Annotated in this window: 17 protein-coding genes; 10 read left to right on the top strand and 7 right to left on the bottom strand. The window is 32.3% G+C overall.

Going from position 1 to position 20,235, the window contains the following annotated elements; all coding sequences use genetic code 11:
• Positions 1 to 11: 11 nt before the first annotated feature.
• A complete protein-coding gene (locus tag DG508_RS11060) occupies positions 12 to 911 on the top strand; it encodes a lysophospholipid acyltransferase family protein (RefSeq protein WP_108868197.1) in 900 nt (299 codons plus the stop codon).
• A 65-nt stretch (positions 912 to 976) separates the two neighbouring features.
• A complete protein-coding gene (locus DG508_RS11055; protein WP_108868196.1) occupies positions 977 to 1,474 on the top strand; it encodes a hypothetical protein in 498 nt (165 codons plus the stop codon).
• Positions 1,475 to 1,911: 437 nt separating this feature from the next.
• Here the strand turns inward: DG508_RS11055 and glmM are convergent, their stop codons facing one another.
• Together glmM and DG508_RS11045 are read right to left on the bottom strand one after the other, a co-directional pair.
• Entirely contained in the window at positions 1,912 to 3,300 is a 1,389-nt protein-coding gene (gene glmM / locus DG508_RS11050) for a phosphoglucosamine mutase (RefSeq protein ID WP_108868195.1), read from the bottom strand.
• Between the two features lie 154 nt (positions 3,301 to 3,454).
• Entirely contained in the window at positions 3,455 to 4,315 is an 861-nt protein-coding gene (locus tag DG508_RS11045) for an SMP-30/gluconolactonase/LRE family protein (protein ID WP_234418220.1), read from the bottom strand.
• A gap of 144 nt (positions 4,316 to 4,459) precedes the next feature.
• Here DG508_RS11045 and DG508_RS11040 point away from each other — a divergent pair, with 144 nt between their 5' ends.
• The 3 genes from DG508_RS11040 (at position 4,460) to DG508_RS11030 (ending at position 7,437) form a co-directional block, all read left to right on the top strand.
• A complete protein-coding gene (locus tag DG508_RS11040; protein ID WP_108868193.1) occupies positions 4,460 to 5,044 on the top strand; it encodes an acyl carrier protein phosphodiesterase in 585 nt (194 codons plus the stop codon).
• Entirely contained in the window at positions 5,041 to 6,753 is a 1,713-nt protein-coding gene (ggt, locus tag DG508_RS11035; RefSeq protein WP_108868192.1) for a gamma-glutamyltransferase, read from the top strand. The genes DG508_RS11040 and ggt overlap by 4 nt, the downstream gene beginning before the upstream one ends.
• 159 nt (positions 6,754 to 6,912) lie before the next feature.
• A complete protein-coding gene (locus DG508_RS11030) occupies positions 6,913 to 7,437 on the top strand; it encodes a GNAT family N-acetyltransferase (protein WP_108868191.1) in 525 nt (174 codons plus the stop codon).
• 163 nt (positions 7,438 to 7,600) lie between these two features.
• Here the strand turns inward: DG508_RS11030 and dnaK are convergent, their stop codons facing one another.
• A complete protein-coding gene (gene dnaK, locus DG508_RS11025; protein ID WP_108868190.1) occupies positions 7,601 to 9,520 on the bottom strand; it encodes a molecular chaperone DnaK in 1,920 nt (639 codons plus the stop codon).
• Positions 9,521 to 9,747: 227 nt separating this feature from the next.
• Here dnaK and DG508_RS11020 point away from each other — a divergent pair, with 227 nt between their 5' ends.
• Entirely contained in the window at positions 9,748 to 11,172 is a 1,425-nt protein-coding gene (locus tag DG508_RS11020; protein ID WP_108868189.1) for an L-serine ammonia-lyase, read from the top strand.
• A gap of 45 nt (positions 11,173 to 11,217) precedes the next feature.
• On the opposite strand, the gene DG508_RS11015 is transcribed toward DG508_RS11020, so the two are convergent.
• Positions 11,218 to 11,697, bottom strand: coding sequence for a 3-methyl-2-oxobutanoate hydroxymethyltransferase (locus DG508_RS11015; RefSeq protein ID WP_108868188.1), 480 nt, complete (start codon positions 11,695 to 11,697; stop codon positions 11,218 to 11,220).
• A gap of 162 nt (positions 11,698 to 11,859) precedes the next feature.
• On the opposite strand from DG508_RS11015, the gene panB reads away from it, so the two are divergent.
• From panB to DG508_RS11000, 3 genes are read left to right on the top strand one after another with little or no spacing between them, the layout of a single operon-like run.
• The gene (panB, locus tag DG508_RS11010; RefSeq protein WP_103865201.1) at positions 11,860 to 12,678 is read left to right on the top strand and encodes a 3-methyl-2-oxobutanoate hydroxymethyltransferase; all 819 of its coding nucleotides are present in this window, start codon (positions 11,860 to 11,862) and stop codon (positions 12,676 to 12,678) included.
• A gap of 3 nt (positions 12,679 to 12,681) precedes the next feature.
• A complete protein-coding gene (locus DG508_RS11005; RefSeq protein ID WP_108868187.1) occupies positions 12,682 to 14,916 on the top strand; it encodes a hypothetical protein in 2,235 nt (744 codons plus the stop codon).
• Positions 14,891 to 15,583 carry an RluA family pseudouridine synthase gene (locus tag DG508_RS11000; protein ID WP_108868186.1) on the top strand — a complete coding sequence of 231 codons (693 nt, stop codon included), beginning with the start codon at positions 14,891 to 14,893 and terminating at the stop codon, positions 15,581 to 15,583. Before DG508_RS11005 ends, DG508_RS11000 begins: the two co-directional genes overlap by 26 nt.
• 108 nt (positions 15,584 to 15,691) lie before the next feature.
• On the opposite strand, the gene DG508_RS10995 is transcribed toward DG508_RS11000, so the two are convergent.
• From DG508_RS10995 to DG508_RS10985, 3 genes are all read right to left on the bottom strand, one after another.
• The gene (locus DG508_RS10995) at positions 15,692 to 16,234 is read right to left on the bottom strand and encodes a hypothetical protein (RefSeq protein ID WP_108868185.1); all 543 of its coding nucleotides are present in this window, start codon (positions 16,232 to 16,234) and stop codon (positions 15,692 to 15,694) included.
• Positions 16,235 to 16,356: 122 nt separating this feature from the next.
• Complete coding sequence (locus DG508_RS10990; RefSeq protein ID WP_199912780.1) at positions 16,357 to 17,214, bottom strand: DMT family transporter; 858 nt, start codon at positions 17,212 to 17,214, stop codon at positions 16,357 to 16,359.
• Between the two features lie 30 nt (positions 17,215 to 17,244).
• A complete protein-coding gene (locus DG508_RS10985) occupies positions 17,245 to 18,789 on the bottom strand; it encodes a hypothetical protein (RefSeq protein WP_108868184.1) in 1,545 nt (514 codons plus the stop codon).
• A gap of 208 nt (positions 18,790 to 18,997) precedes the next feature.
• Here DG508_RS10985 and DG508_RS10980 point away from each other — a divergent pair, with 208 nt between their 5' ends.
• Positions 18,998 to 20,170 carry a 2-isopropylmalate synthase gene (locus tag DG508_RS10980; RefSeq protein ID WP_108868183.1) on the top strand — a complete coding sequence of 391 codons (1,173 nt, stop codon included), beginning with the start codon at positions 18,998 to 19,000 and terminating at the stop codon, positions 20,168 to 20,170.
• Positions 20,171 to 20,235 lie beyond the last annotated feature (65 nt).

Below are 20,235 nucleotides of genomic sequence, written 5' to 3'. Positions count from 1 at the left end.
ACTACTTATACATGCAATTAATAATATACTGTTTAGTTTACCCTATAATCTTACTAATTTCTAAATTACCTTGGCGATTATTTTATCTATTCTCTACTTGCATTTATGCATTGGTATATTATATTATCAGGTATAGAAGAAAAACTGTAATAGAAAATCTAACTTTAGTTTTTCCAGAAAAGTCTAAAAAAGAAATTCAACATATCAGTAAATCATTTTATAAACATATGTGTGATATGTTTTTAGAAATGACAAAATCACTTTCCATTTCAAGAGAAGAATTGATAAAGCGCTATAAAGTAGTAAACCTTGATGAATTTCATGAATTCGAAAAAAAGAATAAAAGTATTATCACACTCATGGGGCATTATGGTAGTTTTGAATGGTCTAATGCAGTTGACCTAGTATCCTTAAACCCTTGCGTAGGGATCTATAAACAAATAGAAAACAAATATTTTGATCGATTAGCACATCGTATCAGAGGTCGGTTTAACTCTAGGCTTATACCCAGTCATAAAGTAGCCAGACAAATTATTAAAGATAAACAAGAAGGTACCGTTTGTGGATACGGCATGATCTCTGATCAATCTCCAAAAATAGGTAATGCAAAATATTGGACTGATTTTATGGGGGTAAAAGTACCTATATTTTTAGGAGGGGAGTTTTTGGCACAACGCCTTGATGTTATTGTACTATACCTTCATGTCGAAAAAGTAAAAAGAGGGCATTATGAGGTAAGGTTTATACCTATTTCTGAAAATAGCAAAGAAGAAGAAAAATATTACATCATAAAGAAATATTTAGAATTACTCGAAAAACAAATACACCAAGAGCCCCAATATTATCTATGGACTCACAAACGTTGGAAACATAGAAATGCTCAAATACCAGAAGGTGCTATTGTAGACTAATGCCAAATTAATCATCAAGTTGGTATAAATGTTCTTTTGGTTAAAAGAACTAATAAATTAATAAAATGTCTAAAAAAGTAATTTCTTTATTTTTTATAGTTTGTATTTTTCTAGCCATTTTTTGGTTGCTATTTGCAAAACCGTTTGTTCATAAGTTCAAAAATGACACTAATCATAGCAAACAGCTTTCTTATTTTGAAAATATAGTGCATCCTATAAAAACAGAACAATTATATTATACTGATTTTTTTGGAAATTCTTCTGGAGCGGGTAATCATTGTGAACATCTCTTTTTAGAAATTAGAAGTTATACAGCTGGCAATGAAGAAATTATAAAAAAATATTTCAATAGCGAATACCCAAATATTAGATTAAATTTTATTACTTCAATAGAACAATGTTGCCAGACAGAAAACAAGTATCACGTATTTTGCGATTATATAGGCTTAATAACAAATGATCAACCATTTTTTACCATAAAAAACTGGAAAAATAAATTTCCCATCTATACTCTTGAGTATAGTGTTAATGGTAAACATATGGCTGATAAGCGATGTTATTAAATTCCTACGTTTTATAAAACAAACGTAAAGAAGAGAGGTTTTCGTCCCTCTCTTCTTTACTATATCATACAACAAATAATTCTGTATTTAAAAACATAAATAAGATGAGAATTACCCTTTTTTATAATTACTCTTCTTTAACACGACCTCTTTATTAGCTCATAATCCAGATGCATATTCCTATGCATTCAAAATTCCGATACTACTTGTATTTATCGTGGTTGCTCCTCTTACTTTATACTATAATATTAAAAAGAGACTTCGATTAACTCCACTAACTATTATAGCCAATTCTCTTATTGTAATCATTTTGTGTGCTGTACTCGGCATCCTTATAGGAATTCCCGATATCTATATTATTTTAAACAACACTCTTTGATATAAAATATATTTTCAATCTGAATTTACTTCTTATACCTGTTACTTCTGTTTAAAAGCTATATCCCAGCAATCTCTTTTAATGTAACAATAGTGTCCTCTGCTAATTTATCTGCTTTTTCTTGACTCAAAGCTTCTGTATAAATACGAATAATTGGTTCTGTATTACTTTTGCGTAAATGTGTCCAGCAATCTTCAAAATCAACCTTTACACCATCTACAGTAGAAACTTCTTCTGAAGCGTGTTTTTTATGAAAACCTTTTAAAATACTATCTACATTCAACTCAGGAGTTAACTGAATTTTGTTTTTACTCATAAAGTAAGAAGGATAACTATTACGTAACTCACTCACGCTACATTTTTTCTCAGCCAAATGGGTCAAAAATAATGCTACTCCAACCAATGAATCTCTTCCGTAGTGTGATTCTGGATAAATAATCCCTCCGTTACCTTCTCCTCCTATTATAGCCTTGTTAGCTTTCATCAGCTCAACTACATTCACCTCTCCTACTGCACTGGCTTCATATGTTCCATTATGTTTTTGGGTTACATCTCTAAGCGCTCTACTAGATGACAGATTAGAGACAGTACTACCAGGTGTTTTTCCTAATACAAAATCAGCACAGGCAACTAGCGTATATTCTTCTCCAAACATTTCTCCATCTTCACTCATAAATGCCAAACGATCTACATCTGGGTCTACTACTATTCCAAAATGTGCTTTTTCTTTAACCACCAATTTTGACAATTCAGTAAGATGTTCTTTTAGTGGCTCTGGATTATGAGGAAAATGCCCATTTGGTTCACAATATAGCTCTACGACCTCAACTCCCATTTTTTTAAGTAATCCAGGGATTGCAATTCCTCCAGTAGAGTTAACAGCATCTACTACAACTTTAAACCCTGATTTTCTTACCAGCTCGGCATCTACCAAAGGTAATTTTAATACCTCTTCTATATGTTTATCTATGTAAGTATCATTTACTGTAATACTTCCTAGGTCATCAACTTCTGCAAAAATATAGGCATCATTTTCTGCTATTTCAAGAATTTTTTCACCGTGTGCTGCATTCAAAAACTCTCCTTTGTTATTCAAAAGTTTTAGTGCATTCCACTGTTTTGGGTTATGACTGGCAGTCAAAATGATACCTCCATCAGCTTTTTCTAATGGTACTGCTATTTCTACTGTTGGTGTTGTAGAAAGCCCTACGTCTATTACATGAATTCCTAACCCTACCAAACTATTCATTACTAATTGCTGAATCATTGAACCAGAAATTCGAGCATCACGTCCTACTACTACTGTAGGATGCTCTACTTTGGTTTCGTTTTTTAACCAGCTTCCATAAGCAGAAGCAAACTTTACTGCATCTATTGGGGTAAGATTCTCTCCCACTGTTCCTCCAATAGTTCCCCTAATTCCTGAAATTGATTTGATTAATGTCATTTGTGTTGATTGATTTTTTCTATTTCAAACAAATGTACAAGATTATAATAAACAGCAATAGTTTAGTAGGTTAGAATTTTATAAACAACTATATAAATTGTTTCTTCTTACAAAGAATAATACCCAAAAGTATGTATCTGTAATTATCTACAAGCTAGTACAATTCATTTTGCACCTTTTCTATACAACCTCTATCTGCTAGAGTAATATAAAATGTTGTAAAATCATTACTAAAAGTAATATTGGTAGGCTTCTTACCTTGAAGCTTAATTTCTTTCAACAATGCTCCTTCTGGAGATAATATAACTACCGTTCCTTTATCATATCTACATACATACAGATTACCGTTACTATCACAACGCATTCCATCAAGACCAAAATCATCAAAAGAGTACAGTTCTTTTTTATTTGCTACTGTACCGTCTTCAAGAATATCATATTCCCATATTTTACGTTGTACAGACTCATTTACATATAACTTTTTACCATCAGGACTCACTTCTATTCCGTTAGTAGTTCCCATATCACTTTCTAATATTTCAAACCCTTTTTCTTTGGTTACTTTCCAGACATTTCCTGTTCCTTTTTTCCAGTTAGGATCACTAGCATAAATTATACCCGATGGAGAAATAGCAATATCATTAGGCTGATTTGCTTTTGGTTGATGCGCATATATCGCAACTTTTTTAGTACTCAAATTTACTTCAAGGACATTATGATTCGTATAATCGGCAACATACATTGTTTGTTCTTTTCCAAATCTGATTCCGTTTCCTATACTACCATTGGGGAGTTCTACAAACATTGATACTACTCCTTCTGGGGTCACCTTACCTATAGTTCCTTCTTTTTGATAGTTTACAGCATATATATTCCCTTTATTATCTGTAGCAGGTCCTTCTATTCCTGCAGTAAATGTATTAGGCTTTGTAAAATCTATACTATTAATTTCTTTACCACAAGAAATACATAAAATTACCAACATCAAAAAATAAAAACACCTAGTATACTTCATTATTTATTATTTAAACTTAAGAGTGAGTTTACTAAAATAATTTTTTTTTACTTAATATCTTTTCTTTTTTTACAAGTACTTCTATTTACCATATAAACAACGGTATTTAGTCGATATTGGTTTATAAAATTGTATTTTAACCCAATGAATTTTTTAGCACACATATATCTTTCTGGTGAAGATTCTCAACTCAAAATAGGTAATTTTATAGCTGATTCTGTAAAAGGAAAAAAGTATTTGGAGTACCCTACTCGTATGCAACAAGGTATACTACTACATCGCAAAATTGATTTTTATACGGATACACATTCTATTGTAAAAAAAAGTGTCTCTCGTTTATTTCCTAAATACAGACATTATAGTACTGTTATTGTAGATATTCTTTACGATCACTTTTTGGCGGCTAATTGGAGTGAATATTCCAATATTCCTTTAGACGAATATGTTACTGATTTTTATGATTTACTTCATAAAAATTATGAGCTTTTACCAAAACCAATTCAGCGTTTTCTGCCTTATATGGTTGAAGAAAATTGGTTATTAAGCTATGCTACTGTTCAAGGAATAGGTTCTGTATTATACAGAATGAATAAAAGAACTAAAAATAAATCTGGGATGAATCTTGCTATTATCGAATTGGAACAATATTATACTGATTTTGAGAACGAATTTCGCTCTTTTTTTGAGGAACTAGAACTCTATACCAAAAATGAAATACGGTTATTATGAAGATAAACTTTACCCTATACCTTCTCTCTTTTTCTTTTCTCGCTTTACTTTTCTCTTGTAAAAAAACAAGTATACCCATACAAAAAGAAGCTGTTATTGGTCTAATTTCTCAAAAAGCTATGGTAGTTTCTGCCAGAGAAGAGGCTTCAAAAATAGGTAGCGATATCATGAAAAAAGGTGGTAATGCTTTTGATGCTATGATCGCAACAGAAATGGCTCTTGCAGTTGCATATCCTTATGCTGGAAATCTAGGCGGTGGTGGTTTTATGGTATATCGTAGTGCAAATGGCACTATTGGTGCTTTGGATTATAGAGAGAAAGCCCCCTTGACTGCATCAAGAGATATGTATCTAGACGAGAATGGAGCTCCTATCCCAGAAAAAAGCCGACAAGGAGCTATGGCTATTGGCGTACCTGGAACAATCGCTGGAATTTTTGCAGTACACAAAAAATTTGGAACACTCCCTATAGAAGAAATTCTTTTGCCTGTTGTAGCATTAGCGAATCGAGGTTTTGTTGTCACCAAACAACAGCAACAACGCTTTGAAAAACATAAAAAACTAATCCTAGAGGTAAATCAAGACACTATTCTTTTTGCCAAAGGTTATAAAGAAGGTGATACTTTAAAAAACATACAACTTGCAAATACTATTCAGCGACTCATAAAAAATGGTAGATCTGAATTTTATACTGGAAAAACAGCAGAAAAACTAGTCGCTCGTATACAAGCAAAAGGTGGTATTATCACTTTAGAAGATTTGTCTAAATACGAGGCAAAATGGCGACAACCTATACGTTTTGATTACAAAGACCTTTCTATCATTTCTATGTCTCCTCCTTCTAGTGGAGGTATCTGCCTTGCTCAAATCATGAAAATGATAACACCATATGATCTCCATAAATATGGGCATAACACCCTCAAAACTATTCAGGTTATTACTGAAGCAGAACGAAGGGCTTATGCCGATCGTAGTTTTTATCTTGGTGATCCTGATTTTGTAAAGATCCCTATAGATACGCTTATCAGTGATGCGTATCTTTCTGATCGTATGCAAAGTTTTAGCTTTGATAAGGCTACCTCATCTTCTGATATCAATCATGGGAGTATCCCAGGGTATGAAAGTGATGAAACTACACATTATTCTATTGTTGATGAATTTGGTAATGCTATTTCTGTAACCACAACCCTTAATGGTGGTTATGGCTCAAAACTTTATGTTCCTGAGTTAGGTTTCTTTTTGAATAATGAAATGGATGATTTTAGCGCAAAACCTGGTACTCCTAATATGTTTGGGTTAACAGGATCTAAAGCCAATGCTATTGTTCCTCAAAAAAGAATGCTGAGTTCTATGACTCCTACAATTGTAGAAAAAGATGGTAAATTCTGGATGTCTGTTGGTACTCCAGGAGGTTCTACAATTATTACATCTGTTTTACAGACAATACTCAATGTAAAAGAATTTGATATGACTATGCAAGATGCAGTAAATGCACCACGTTTTCATCATCAATGGTTACCCGATGTAATAGTACTAGAACCCAATGCTTTTTCTACAAAACTTATAGATAGTTTACAGCAAAAGGGGTATCAAATCAATGAAAAGGATTCTAAAATTATTGGAAAAGTTGATGGTATTCTTGCGCTACCTGATGGTACTCTAGAAGGGGGTGCTGATCATAGAGGCGATGATACTGCTGTAGGGTTTTGATCGTGTTTATGATAGTTTTGATCTATCCTACTTATTCTTTCTATGTTCATCATGTATTTTAGATTCTTTTGATAGCATCTATTTTTTTGTATATTCAACAAACTGTAAACCAATATAAAGTATCGTTTACTCCAAGTTTTATTTATAATTTATATACTAATGAAATTTGAAATACAAAAAGCTGAACTAAAACATGCATCTGAATTACTACAACTTTATATAAAAGTAGCTGGAATTTCTGATGGAATAATTAGAAATAAGGAAGAAATTAATCAGGGATATGTAAATAATTTCTTAAAACACTCCATCGAGAATGGATTGATACTAATTGCGGTTATAAATGGGCATCTTGTTGGTGAAATTCATGCTTATACCCCTACCATCTATGCTTTTCAGCATATTCTTACAGATTTAACTATCATTGTTGATCCTGATCACCAAGGAAAAGGAATTGGACGATCTTTATTTGAAAGTTTCTTAAATATTGTAAAGACGAACCTAGATCATATCAAAAGAATAGAATTATATACAAGAGAGCATAACAAAAGGAATGTATCATTTTACAAAAGTCTTGGTTTTATAAATGAAGGAAGACAAAAAGATAAAATATACATTTCAGCATCAGAATTTGAAACCCCTTTGCATATGGCTTGGTTCAACCCTAATTATAACACTAAAGAATAATGAAACAATTTTTATATAACTATAGTATTTCAAAGTTAAAAATAGTAGTATTGAAATTAACTTTCTAATGAGATATCAAAAACGAATTATTGACAAATTACAGCAATAAAAAATGCGTAGCCAAAAGCTACGCATTTTTTGTATTTATAAAAGTAATCTATACTTATTTTACTTCTTCAAAATCTACATCTTCTACATCACTTCCTTCAGAACCTCCTCCATCAGAAGATTGACCTCCTGCAGCTGCATCAGGACCTGGTTGCCCACCTTGCTGTGCATTTTCTTGAGCTTTGTACATTTCTTCACTCGCTACTTTCCATGCTTCATTGATTTTATCTAGAGCAGGCTGTATTACTGTAGCATCCTGAGATTCATACGCTTTTTTCAATTCTTCTAAAGCTTCTTCGATAGGTTTTTTCTTATCATCTGATAATTTATCACCAAATTCTTTAAGTTGCTTTTCTGTCTGAAAAATCATTCCATCAGCTTCATTAAGCTTATCTGCAGTTTCTTTTGCTGCTTTATCAGCATCTGCATTTGCCTCAGCTTCTTTTTTCATTTTCTCGATCTCCTCGTCGGTCAAACCTGAAGAAGCTTCGATTCTGATATCTTGAGTTTTGTTGGTAGCCTTATCTGTAGCAGAAACTTTGATAATACCATTGGCATCGATATCAAAAGTAACTTCAATTTGAGGCACTCCTCTTTGTGCTGGTGGAATACCATCTAAATGGAAACGACCAATTGTCTTATTATGTGCTGCCATAGGACGATCTCCTTGCAATACATGAATCTCTACTGATGGCTGATTATCTGCGGCTGTAGAAAAAACTTGTGATTTTTTGGTAGGTATCGTTGTATTGGCTTCAATAAGCTTAGTCATTACATTGTTCATCGTCTCGATACCAAGAGAAAGCGGAGTTACATCTAATAACAATACATCTTTTACATCTCCTGTTAATACTCCTCCTTGAATCGCCGCTCCAACTGCAACAACCTCATCAGGATTTACACCTTTACTTGGTGATTTTCCAAAAAAGCTTTCTACTGCTTCCTGTACTGCTGGAATACGAGTAGATCCACCTACTAATATAATTTCGTCGATATCACTAGTTGAGATTCCTGCATTTTTTAATGCAGTACGACAAGGCTCTATTGTACGCTTTACCAAATCATCAATTAATTGATCAAATTTTGATTTAGTCAATGATCTTACCAAGTGTTTTGGTCCACTTGCAGTAGCTGTAACATATGGTAAGTTTATTTCTGTTTGTGCAGAAGATGACAACTCTATCTTTGCCTTTTCTGCTGCTTCTTTAAGACGTTGTAATGCCATCGGATCTTGTCTTAGATCCATATTTTCTTCTGCCTTAAATTCTTCTGCTAACCAATCAATGATTTTTTGATCTACATCATCTCCTCCAAGGTGAGTATCTCCATCTGTAGCTAATACCTCAAAGATACCATCTCCTAATTCAAGGATAGATACATCATGTGTACCTCCACCAAAATCAAAAACAACAATCTTTTGATCCGAACCTTTTTTATCAAGTCCATATGCCAATGCTGCTGCTGTAGGCTCATTAATAATTCGCTCTACTGTAAGTCCTGCAATCTCTCCTGCTTCTTTGGTAGCTTGACGCTGTGAATCATTAAAATATGCTGGTACAGTAATTACTGCTCTTGTTACATCTTGACCAAGGTAATCCTCTGCCGTCTTCTTCATTTTCTGAAGTGTCATTGCAGATAATTCTTGTGGTGTATATAGACGACCATCGATATCTACTCGTGGTGTATCATTGTCTCCTTTTACAACTTTATACGCTGCTCTTTCTGCTTCTTTTGAAGATTCAGAAAACTTATTTCCCATAAATCTCTTGATAGAAGAGATCGTCTTAGTTGGGTTGGTAACTGCCTGACGTTTTGCAGGGTCTCCTACTTTAATTTCTCCTCCTTCTACAAAAGCAATGACAGAAGGAGTAGTTCTTTTACCTTCGGCATTAGGGATTACTACAGGCTCATTACCTTCCATTACAGAAACACATGAGTTAGTTGTCCCTAAATCTATTCCTATTATTTTACTCATCTTTATACTAATTGTTATACTTTATGTTCATGATAATTTATTCCTGTTAAGTCAATGATTATGCCATTACCATCTATATGACAGGATGTCATTATAGGTATTTAACCCTTTTCTAGAAATAATTACAAGTAAAATAATAGAGTGTATTAACTATTCTTTAAAAAACAGGTTTCTTTGTTACCAAAAAACTATATTTACCCGCAAATTTTTATCAATAATTACATATTATGGAATGTATCAGTGTTTTTGATATGCTCAAAATAGGTGTAGGGCCTTCAAGCTCACACACATTAGGTCCTTGGCGTGCAGGAGGAAGATGGATCGAAGAATTAAAAGAAGCTACTATTTTTGAATCTGTAACTTCTATTACCGTTGATCTTTTTGGTTCTCTCTCATTAACAGGAAAAGGACATGCTACAGATATCGCAGTAATACTAGGGTTATGTGGATATGACCCCACCACTATCAATGTATCTACTATAGATTCTATTATTGATACGATTACAGCTTCTAAAGTGCTATTATTTAATAATGAACTACAGATAACTTTTGACCCTCAAACACATATTGTTTTTAATAAGAACTTTAAGGAATTTCATCCCAATGGTATGACTTTTCATGGTACACTAAAAAATGGAGAAGTCATTTCTTCTTCTTTTTATTCTATTGGTGGTGGTTTCGTAGTAAAAGAGGAGCGAAAAAGAAAAGAGAAAAAACTAGAAGAGTTTCATAAATTCCCTATGCCTATCCAAAAGGCGACTGATCTTTTGGCATATTGTAGTGCTAAGAACAAAAAAATATCTCAAATTGTATTAGAGAACGAGCTTTCTCTAAAAGATGCATCGCAGATAGATACAGGAATTGCACAAGTTTGGCAAGTAATGCTAGAATCTATGTATACTGGTTGTCATACAGAAGGTACTCTACCTGGTGGGTTAAATGTAAGACGTAGGGCATATGACACTCATAAAAAACTAATCGGTAATCAAACATACACATCTCCTCAAGAATGGATTGAAGCCATCCGTAATACAGAAGTAAAGTTTCGTCAAATACTTAAATGGGTATCTTGTTTTGCTTTGGCAGTAAATGAGGTAAATGCTTCATTAGGACGTGTAGTTACTGCTCCTACCAACGGAAGTGCAGGAGTTATTCCTGCGGTGATGATGTATTATATGGTTATAGAAAATCATGATGCCAATTTTGATGATGTAAAACAATTTATGCTGGTTGCTGGAGAAATCGGAAGTCTTTTCAAAAAAGGAGCTACTATTTCTGCCGCAATGGGAGGTTGCCAAGCAGAGATTGGTGTTTCTTCTGCAATGGCAGCAGGAGCATTAACAGAACTTATGGGAGGAACTCCAGAACAAGTACTAATGGCGAGTGAAATTGCTATGGAGCACCATCTGGGGTTAACATGTGACCCTATTGGAGGACTTGTACAAATTCCTTGTATAGAAAGAAATGCAATGGGGGCTATAAAAGCTATTAATGCTTGTGAAATGGCACTGGATACTGATGCTGCAAATGCCAAAGTACCTTTAGATAAAGTTATTGAAACAATGTGGGAAACAGCTCAGGATATGCATACAAAATATAAAGAGACCAGTGAAGGTGGCTTGGCTATAAAGGTGAGCTTAAGTGATTGCTAAGTTTTTATAGTAGTTTTTATGTTTTATACTAATCCTCAATTGAGATTACTTACACTTATTTTTATGTCTGGTATCTGTAATTGCTAGTATTCGCCAAGTAGTACCATCATTAAATAACTGAAACATATTAACTCCGCAGTGACTAAATGTATCATTAATATAAAACTCATACGGAGTCCAAGCATTTGCAATCGATGCGTCTGCCTCGATTTTGAAACCTAATAATCGTTCATCCCACTTTTGTTCTTTGGGTCTGTTATGAATTGTGGTCAATACTTTTGCTATATCAACTTGAATTGCCTTTACCTTCCCTTCTTTTGTTTTTACAATCGTTTGCAAAGCAATGTTTGCATCTATAGTCATTTTTATCTTGGCAGTATCCCCAGAATGAAAACCTTCAAAAAACCCTAAGATCGTATGCTTTACTTCTTTTTTATAACGACTGACATCTTCTGTAGCAACACTTTTTTGAGAAAAGACACTTCCCCAAAATAATAACATAACTATCAATGATACTTTATACATAATAATGATGGTTTTCTGAATTGAATATAAAAATAAGGTTTTAATTATTTTTAAAGTTTGTAATTTTTACACTATTCTTATAAAAGAGACATCAAAAAATCAAAACACTTATTACCATATTATAGGTAATTCATTACTTTTACAATCCAAAAATAATTTAAAATGTCCACAGCAAAAAAAGATTATAAGCGTGTTACTGTAAAATCTCTGATAGAGATGAAAGCTAATAAAGAAAAAATATCTATGCTAACGGCTTATGATTATACAATGGCCAAAATTGTAGACGGTGCAGGTGTAGATGTAATTCTTGTAGGTGACTCTGCATCCAACGTGATGGCGGGTCATGAAACTACACTACCTATTACATTGGATCAAATGATCTATCATGCATCTTCTGTTATCAGAGCAATTCATCGTGCATTGATTGTTGTTGATCTACCTTTTGGGAGTTATCAAAGTGACCCAAAAGAGGCGTTGCGTTCTGCAATCCGTATCATGAAAGAATCAGGTGGACATGCTGTAAAATTAGAAGGAGGAAAAGAAGTAAAAGAATCGATACGTCGAATTCTTAATGCAGGTATACCTGTTATGGGGCATCTTGGTCTTACTCCTCAATCTATATATAAATTCGGGACGTATACGGTACGTGCTAAAGAAGAAGAAGAAGCTAAGAAATTAAAGGAAGATGCACTCATGCTACAAAAATCAGGATGTTTTGCTATTGTATTAGAGAAAGTTCCTGCCAAATTAGCCAAAGAAGTTGCAGAAAGTCTTACGATACCAATTATTGGTATAGGAGCAGGAAATGGAGTTGATGGTCAAGTATTGGTTACTCATGATATGTTAGGAATGACACATGAATTTAACCCTCGTTTTTTAAGACGCTACCTCGATTTATATTCTGAAATGACAAATGCATTTAAACAATATGTTACAGATGTAAAGGCAGTAGATTTTCCAAATGATACCGAACAGTATTAATTTATGAGAGTTCTTAAAAAAATTTTACTATTTATTCTGGGAGGAAGTTCTATTCTGGGAGGAGCACAAACAAAAGAAAGAATTAAACTTAACCCAAAAACAAATTCAGCTTACTACTACAACTGGGAATTTTTAGTTACCAATAAGAATCATAAAAGTTCTAGCTCAAAAGATTTTACAGCTAATTTTTTGGGAACAGAATCTCTTACTTTTGAAAAGAATCTTAACAATACATTTAAGGTTACTGAACAAATTCTAGATTTGAGTTTAAAGTTTAATGAAAAGGTACAATTTTCATTGTCTCGAAATTATTACAAAGATTACCCAGACATAGTAGATGAAATAACAAAAAATATAAAATCTTTCAAACATTTTTTTCATATAGATAAAAAGGGAAAAGTCTATAATAGTTCATTTATTTTTCCAAATAATGATTCAAAAAAACCTATAAAAGAACTACAAAAAATCAAAGAGCTTTTAAAAAGTACTAATGCCAATCTAGACCTCTCTTATTTAGATAAAAAAATAAAGTTAGGGTCTTCTTGGATAGTGGATAAAAAATTAAAGTTACTTACCAATGATAGTCTTATTTTTAAAGCTACATATTACGTTAAGAATATTACTAAAGAAGAAGCGCTGCTTTATCACAAAGGCACGGCAATTGTTCCAAAAACAAATGATACTATTAAAACTCAAGGAACCACTACAATTGACCTCGCTACAGGATTACCACTGCGTATAAGAACATACACTATACTAAAAGACAATACAACTATTTCATCTAATGTAGAAAAGGTTGATACTAGTAACAGTGATAACACCAATTATGTCAAAAATGCTTATTATAATAGGATTTTGAGCAACGGATCAGAAATACAAAAAAAACATCACAATAAAGAAATGCCTTTTTCACAAGAATTTCTTACTTCTCCCTTTTCATGGTATAAGTGTAAAACACCTTTATTTTTAAAAAAAGATGACCTTATCCAATTAAACAAAGGGCTAAAAAAAACATATATTCTAGATGATAACATTCTAGATGACCTTATAGGAGAAAAAGATTTAACATTAATATCATACAGTTGTTTACCTTTTAAAGAACATATAGTTACCCTATCGTCAGACAGCCTAATTAATCTTAGTACTCAACATAAAATCCCTATACTAAACAAGGCTTACAAATCCAATTACCATGACGGGAATACATATTTTTCTAATGGTCGTTTTACTTATTTACGTGATGAAACATTAAGTTACAATGATAGTCTAAAACTTTTTTATAGCATACACTTTCCTGTAAGTATAAATAAAACAACGATTACCAAAAAGAATTTTTTGAAAAAAAATCTTTCTAATACATTACCTTTTAAAATTCTAAAATTTGATGATACTATTATCTCTATTAGAGGAAAGCACCGTTCACTAAGCTTTTATAATAGCCAAGATATAGAAATTCGACCTTCAGTATTAGGACGAAAAAGTAGTGATTTTCATAATGCAGAATATTTATCTGGCAAATCAATTGACAGCATCTCCAATATTGATCTTTTTCTCTACCAACAAACCGGTGAAAATGAAGGAAGTTATGTTTATCATTACTATTTTAAGGATAAAGTCAAAACATTAACCGTAGAATACATAGATCAATATCAAAAGATCTCTGATGAAAAAATTATATCTAGAAACCAAAAAGAAACTACCAAATATTCTAGGAATAATAATCTAAAATTTAAAACTGATGCCGAGGTATTTATCGACACTACTAGTGATTTTCATAGGTTTAGAAATAAACTACCTCCTTTTAGAAATAGTCTATTTGCTAAATTAAGTATAAATAATAAAATCTATGATGATGCCAATTTTGACATCTATCCTGATTATATTACTATAAATCAATATACTGACTATGACAGTAAATCAGAAAATGAGATAAAAATCATTTACCCAACAGAAGTAAATAAAATAGAAATACAAAACAATTCAGACTATTTACAGAAAGTTGATGCATCAACGTTTAAAATTCTATCATCATTATCTTCTAACAAGCACTTACAAAAAAAAGGCTTTTTTTGTGGTAAAGATCAATTTGATTTAGAGTTAGAATATGAGGTCAAAAAAGAGAATGAAGATTTTTTACTAAAATTTAAAGGTATTGCTACTAAAATTTCAATTCCGATATTCAAAAAATGGAAAGAAGTAAAGGTTTCAACTAATGAGAAAGGTGATAACAAACGATAATAACCTTCAGGTTCTTTATGAGGATAATCATATTATCATCGTAAATAAACGTTCAGGAGATATTGTACAAGGTGATAAAACTGGAGATACTCCTCTCAGCGAAATTGTAAAATCTTATATTGCTAAAAAGTACAATAAACCTGGTGCGGTTTATCTTGGTGTAGTACACAGACTAGATCGCCCTACAAGTGGCATTGTAGTTTTTGCCAGAACAAGTAAAGCACTACCCAGACTCAATGCATTATTTGCAAATAAAGAAGCACAAAAAACATATTGGGCGGTGGTAAAGAATCTTCCGCCTAAAGAAAATGATACACTTATACATTGGCTAAAACGTAATCCTAAACAAAATAAATCATATGCTAATAAAAATGAAGTGCCAGATAGCAAGAAAGCTATTTTAGATTATCAACTCATAAAAAAACTTACTAATTACAACTTACTTGAGGTTACTTTGCATACAGGTCGTCATCACCAGATACGTTCTCAATTATCTGCTATAGGCTGTATTATCAAAGGGGATCTCAAATATGGAGCTGATAGAAGTAATAAAGATGGTAGCATACATTTACATGCCAGAAAACTCACTTTTATTCACCCTGTAAAAAAAGAGCCATTATCTATCATTGCCCCTCCTCCATCAGATAGCATCTGGGATATTTGCTAATAAAACTTTATACACAACAAAAAATCATCAATCTATTTCAGGATGACACATATATAAAAAGACTGCCATTTCAGGCAGCCTTATTTATATAATCCTATAGAATAAATACTATTTCATAACTTTAATATCAACTTTTAATCTTTCTGAGTTGATAGCCGTCATTTTGATTGCTCCCTTTTTACCAGCAGCATTTTCAAAAAGAATTATTTTTTCCTTATAAGAAGAAATACTTACTGAGTCATTATCATCAACTACAGTAAGTTTTTTGAGTATACTATCATCTTTTATCTCATCAAACTGGGCTACTGTCATAGAGACACCTGTATGTTGTATTTTTGTTTTTGTTCCATTAGGAATAGTAGCGCCTTCTGCCGATGGGCTTATAAAAGCAATAAAATCCGTACCACTATCTCCTACTAAGTCAATAATTTTTGCTGCGTCTGCATCAATTTTAGACGCTCTATACATTGTACCAGTACTCGTTGCAAAAAAACGTGCAGAATCATCAAAAGTAAATTCAACATTAGCGTATGAAAGAATAGTAGTTTCTGTTTCACTACCAGTGTTAGGTGTTCCTGCATCATCATCTTTAGAACATGAAGTAAACAATACTGTGAGAAGAAATACGGTACTTAAAAATTTAATTTTCATAATAATAAATCTGTTTATATTTTAGTTTGTACCACAAAAGTAAACTACAGAAGTCCCGTTTTTTGAAACTACGCTTGTTTATTTCAAAAAAATAAGTCCTGTTTCTTAGACTACAGTATCGATTAGCGATAGGTACGTATACTCTCTATCACCACAGAAGTAAGGATCAACACCCCTCCAATTATCGTAGAGAATACTGGGATCTCCCCTAAGAAAATCATACCTATAATAATACCATATACGGGTTGTACACTACTTATAATACTAGCTGTTGTAATTGAAAACCGCTTAAAACTTGCTAAAAACAAGGTATGACCTATAGCTGTTGTAAGTAAAGCAAGGATCAAAGTAGGAAACCACTGTTCTTTTATACCAGAACTGTTCATTAAAAATAAGAATGGTAAAAGGCATATACTTATCACCACCAACTGATACCACATCAATACCGAGCCATCATAATTACCAACCTTGGTTTTCATAATAAGATTTCTCAATGAATAACATATCGCAGAGAGTATTCCCAACAACACTGCTTTTGTATATGAATTACTAAAATCTAGATCGGGAACAAGAAAATAGATTCCTATTAACACTAATAATGCTAATAATAAGTGTACTTTTTGAAACTTTGTTTTTAATAATATAGGTTCTAATAAAGCTGTTATAACGGGATATGTAAATATAGAAAGCATTCCTATTGCAACATTAGATAGTTTTAAGGCATAGAAATAAGTAATCCAGTGCAACCCCATTAATACTCCACTTAGAATAATTGTTGGGCGATCTTTACTACTGGTTCTAAACGAAACTCTTTTCCATTTACAGAAAATAAATAATAATACTCCAGCCATTAATGCTCTAAAACCTATAATTACAGGTACAGGCATATCAATATACCTTCCTAGTGCTCCTGAGGTAGCAATAAATAGCATTGCCAAATTGAGTTCTAGAAGGTTTCTTACATGTAGTTTTTTTTGCATAACAGCTTATCTATCTTTATAAATGATCAATTATCGTACTTGTGTCTTTGCTTTTTCTTTAATGATATCTGCAACAGGTCTTCCTTCGATATTACTTTCTAACCAAGATAGGATATCTAGGTATAAAAATGCCCTTTTTTCATAAGGGTGATTTTCATACTGTTTCAGCCTTTTGTGTAATTTCTTGAATTCATCCTTAATCTGATGAGGAAAAATATCCCCTAGATTTTTAAGGAATTTTATCATTTCTTTTTGTACTTCATGCAAATCATCCATTTTAATCAGAAATCGATATGTCTCTTTCAATTGGCTTTCCAGATGATAATCCATTCCTGACTCATAATGAGCAACCAAGCTTAACACTCTAGAAAAACACATCAGGTCTTCCCTCATCTTTAACGACTTATTATTAATAATCTTGCTCAAATATTCTATACACTTCTTATGATTAGCCATTCCAAAATAAAGACATCCTATTTTATAATAAAACACCATAATGTGATGATCATCTAATCTATTTTTGAACTCAGACATTCCTTTTAGAATTTCTTCTACCAGATACTCTCCTTCTGCAAAACTACCTTCCAAAAAGTGTACATTAAGCTTATTGTTATATATAAATTGAAAAGATAATACCTCTATATTATCATCGTTAGGAAACGACGAATTGGTAATCATTTTTTCAAACTCTTGCAAAGTAGATTTTAGTTGTGTCCTATCCTTTATCAGATATAAGGATTCTAATAAATAATGATTTCCTCTTAGAAAAAATACTGGATTTTGAATAACCATTTTAGGATGTTCATAAAAAAGGTCGAGCCATTTTTTTGAATATTTATAGCATGACAAAAAATCTTGAACAATAAAGCTATACCACAGATGTGCTTTATACAACCATAATTTCTCTCTAAACCCCAACATATTCCACTCATATTTGGGAAGTTTACTATAAAAATAATTAGTTACTTCATTATGCTCCTTATCATTTCTTACATACCCACTTTTTAGCATCAAACCATACAGTTGCAATGATAAATTAGAGAGTTTACTTGTCAATACATTCTTTATACTCAACACCTTGGCCTCAACTGTCAATTCATCTGCCCTATTATTGATACTTCTGGTTATATATTGTGTTTCAATAATTTTCTCTAATTCTACAACCTCATATGCAATATTATGTTCCTCATTTTCCTTTGCAAGAATTTTTGCTTTATCCAATATTTTCAAGCTTTGTTTGTACAAGCCCTTATGATATAATATAGATGCAAAATCCAATTGTTCTCGTATCTGTGAGCGTATATTTTGATGAAGTGGGCTTAATCGTAAACTAATCAGTATTTGTTTATACAAATGTGCTTTGAGATTAGAAAACTGTTGTTTCTTTACGATTCCTTTAGCGACAATAACATCTTCATCCATCGTATCACTTTTATCCAAATGATTAAACAGTGCCAAGAATTTAGAATCAGTATTTACTCCTAATCGCCCCACGTATACTTTAAATTGCCTCTTTTCTGATTTGGATAATGATTTAACCAAAACAAACAAAGGATCTTTTTGCTCATTAGTCATTGTAAGAAAATATCATATAATTAACTGATTAAAAGAAAGTTATGTTTTTATCGAAAGATTTTAGCATTGTAAAATCAATAATCAAACATCTATCTTTTGAATTCCCAAAATATAAATTCGTAATAGATTAATGAAACATCTTTTGAAAATATTTTAAAAAGATGGTGTTTTTAAAATATTAGTTAAAAGCAAAATTCACTGTATTTATATGAGTAATAATAAAGTTCAAATATTCGACACAACCTTAAGAGACGGAGAACAAGTCCCTGGATGTAAACTAAACACACAACAAAAATTAGTCATCGCAGAACAACTGGATCTTTTGGGTGTAGATATTATAGAAGCAGGATTTCCTGTATCTAGTCCTGGAGATTTTGCCTCGGTAAATGAGATTGCTAAAGTTGTCAAAAATGCAACTGTTTGTGGGCTTACCAGAGCTGTAGAAAATGATATCAAAGTTGCTGCAGAAGCATTAAAATATGCTAAGAAACCAAGAATCCATACAGGAATAGGTACTTCTGATTCTCATATTAAATATAAATTCAACACGACTAGAGATAAAGTTATAGAAAGAGGAATTGCTGCTGTAAAATATGCAAAATCTTTTGTAGAAGATGTAGAGTTTTATGCTGAAGATGCTGGGCGAACTGATAATGAGTTTTTGGCTCGTGTATGTGAAGCTATGATCAAAGCTGGAGCTACTGTACTTAATATTCCTGATACAACAGGATATTGCCTCCCAGAAGAATATGGTGCCAAAATAAAGTACCTTAAAGAAAATGTAACTGGAATTGATAATGTTATTATCTCTTGCCATTGTCATAATGATTTAGGGTTGGCAACAGCTAATTCTATTGCTGGAGCAATTAATGGAGCACGACAAATAGAATGTACTATTAATGGTATTGGTGAACGTGCGGGTAATACTGCCCTTGAAGAAGTGGTGATGATTATGAAGCAACATCCCTATTTGAATATAAATACAGATATTGATTCTAGATTACTATATGCTACCAGCCAAATGGTATCTGATCATATGGGTATGATGGTACAACCAAACAAAGCTATAGTAGGTGCAAATGCATTTGCTCATAGTTCTGGAATTCACCAAGATGGAGTTATCAAAAATCGTGAAACATATGAAATCATTGACCCTGCAGAGGTTGGTGTAACAGAATCTGCAATTGTACTTACCGCAAGAAGTGGTAGAGCAGCTTTGGCATATAGATCAAAAAAAGTTGGTTATGAATTAACTAAACTTCAATTAGATGATGTTTACTTAGAATTTCTGAAATTTGCAGATCGTAAAAAAGAAATTCTAGATGAAGATATTCATCAAATTATGAAAAACACTAATGTAGCAGCCGCGGTTGTTGCCTAATATAATATAGAAAAATACCTTACAAGACCTGTTAAACAGATATCTCAATATGAGTAATAAAAGTA

Source organism: Aquimarina aquimarini (assembly GCF_900299535.1).
Taxonomy (GTDB): domain Bacteria; phylum Bacteroidota; class Bacteroidia; order Flavobacteriales; family Flavobacteriaceae; genus Aquimarina; species Aquimarina aquimarini.
The sequence above is the reverse complement of the archived record's forward strand: the minus strand, read 5'-3'. Positions and strand labels throughout refer to the sequence as shown.

Coding starts and splice junctions, on each gene's coding strand:
- DG508_RS11060 (WP_108868197.1), top strand. CDS start 12: ATGCAATTAATAATATACTGTTTAGTTTACCCTATAATCTTACTAATT.
- DG508_RS11055 (WP_108868196.1), top strand. CDS start 977: ATGTCTAAAAAAGTAATTTCTTTATTTTTTATAGTTTGTATTTTTCTA.
- glmM (WP_108868195.1), bottom strand. CDS start 3,300: ATGACATTAATCAAATCAATTTCAGGAATTAGGGGAACTATTGGAGGA.
- DG508_RS11045 (WP_234418220.1), bottom strand. CDS start 4,315: ATGAAGTATACTAGGTGTTTTTATTTTTTGATGTTGGTAATTTTATGT.
- DG508_RS11040 (WP_108868193.1), top strand. CDS start 4,460: ATGAATTTTTTAGCACACATATATCTTTCTGGTGAAGATTCTCAACTC.
- ggt (WP_108868192.1), top strand. CDS start 5,041: ATGAAGATAAACTTTACCCTATACCTTCTCTCTTTTTCTTTTCTCGCT.
- DG508_RS11030 (WP_108868191.1), top strand. CDS start 6,913: ATGAAATTTGAAATACAAAAAGCTGAACTAAAACATGCATCTGAATTA.
- dnaK (WP_108868190.1), bottom strand. CDS start 9,520: ATGAGTAAAATAATAGGAATAGATTTAGGGACAACTAACTCATGTGTT.
- DG508_RS11020 (WP_108868189.1), top strand. CDS start 9,748: ATGGAATGTATCAGTGTTTTTGATATGCTCAAAATAGGTGTAGGGCCT.
- DG508_RS11015 (WP_108868188.1), bottom strand. CDS start 11,697: ATGTATAAAGTATCATTGATAGTTATGTTATTATTTTGGGGAAGTGTC.
- panB (WP_103865201.1), top strand. CDS start 11,860: ATGTCCACAGCAAAAAAAGATTATAAGCGTGTTACTGTAAAATCTCTG.
- DG508_RS11005 (WP_108868187.1), top strand. CDS start 12,682: ATGAGAGTTCTTAAAAAAATTTTACTATTTATTCTGGGAGGAAGTTCT.
- DG508_RS11000 (WP_108868186.1), top strand. CDS start 14,891: ATGAGAAAGGTGATAACAAACGATAATAACCTTCAGGTTCTTTATGAG.
- DG508_RS10995 (WP_108868185.1), bottom strand. CDS start 16,234: ATGAAAATTAAATTTTTAAGTACCGTATTTCTTCTCACAGTATTGTTT.
- DG508_RS10990 (WP_199912780.1), bottom strand. CDS start 17,214: ATGCAAAAAAAACTACATGTAAGAAACCTTCTAGAACTCAATTTGGCA.
- DG508_RS10985 (WP_108868184.1), bottom strand. CDS start 18,789: ATGACTAATGAGCAAAAAGATCCTTTGTTTGTTTTGGTTAAATCATTA.
- DG508_RS10980 (WP_108868183.1), top strand. CDS start 18,998: ATGAGTAATAATAAAGTTCAAATATTCGACACAACCTTAAGAGACGGA.